Genomic DNA, 877 nt, shown 5'->3' on the forward strand with positions numbered 1-877 from the left:
TCCTTCGTAAATTTTGTCATACAAAAAACTGCACCTCCAATTGTTAGACTGTGTCTAACAATTGGGGTGCAGTTCAAGGCAGTAGCTTTTTTTTGCGAGTGCCCATTCCGCGGATATTTCATTTGCGACGCTTTGAGCGCTCAGAATATGAGGTTGTATTTATAAAAAAGTTCTTTTGCATAAGGTGAATGTTATTCTCACATTTTTAAAATGTCGTAATCAAAAGAAGGGATTAACATTATGATTTAACTACGTTTCAATCATAATTTTGCTATAATAAATAAGTATTTAAGTGAAGGGGAGTGTGAAATGAAGTTTAATATCGATCATTACATAGCTAGCGTTTTGCAGTGGATATTGAATATAGCGTTAATTATATTATCCATTGTCTTATCTATCTTTTTAATTAACGAGACCATCACATTTATTCAATACATATTTTCAACAAAGGAATATACATCGTATAAATTGGTTGAAAGTATCATCGTCTATTTCTTATACTTCGAGTTCATCGCATTGATTATTAAGTATTTTAAGTCGAATTATCATTTCCCGTTACGTTATTTTATTTATATCGGAATTACGGCGTTAATTCGTTTAATTATCGTATCTCATGAGGAACCGATGGAGACGTTGTTATATTCGGGATCTATTCTTGTTTTAGTTATTGCTTTATACATATCAAATATGAGAGATTTGAGAAAAGAGTAGTAGTGCAGACATAAGTTTGCACTACTTTTTTATTTGCAATTTTCGTAACTACTCAGCTTCCTCACGGAAGCTTTTTTAATTTTACTAGTTTTGATGTTAGACTAAAAAGTAGACACAGGTTACTATAATAAAAAATGAACCAAATGAGGTGTCTACATGGGGAAAG

1 protein-coding gene is annotated in these 877 nt (G+C 31.5%); it reads left to right on the top strand.

Annotated elements, in window-relative coordinates:
* The first annotated feature begins 309 nt into the window (after positions 1-309).
* Positions 310-711, top strand: a complete 402-nt coding sequence (psiE, locus tag JDS99_RS30750; protein ID WP_199696481.1) for a phosphate-starvation-inducible protein PsiE — start codon at positions 310-312, stop codon at positions 709-711.
* Positions 712-877 lie beyond the last annotated feature (166 nt).

It is taken from the genome of Bacillus cereus group sp. N6, from assembly GCF_016483705.1.
Classification (GTDB): Bacteria; Bacillota; Bacilli; order Bacillales; family Bacillaceae_G; genus Bacillus_A; species Bacillus_A wiedmannii.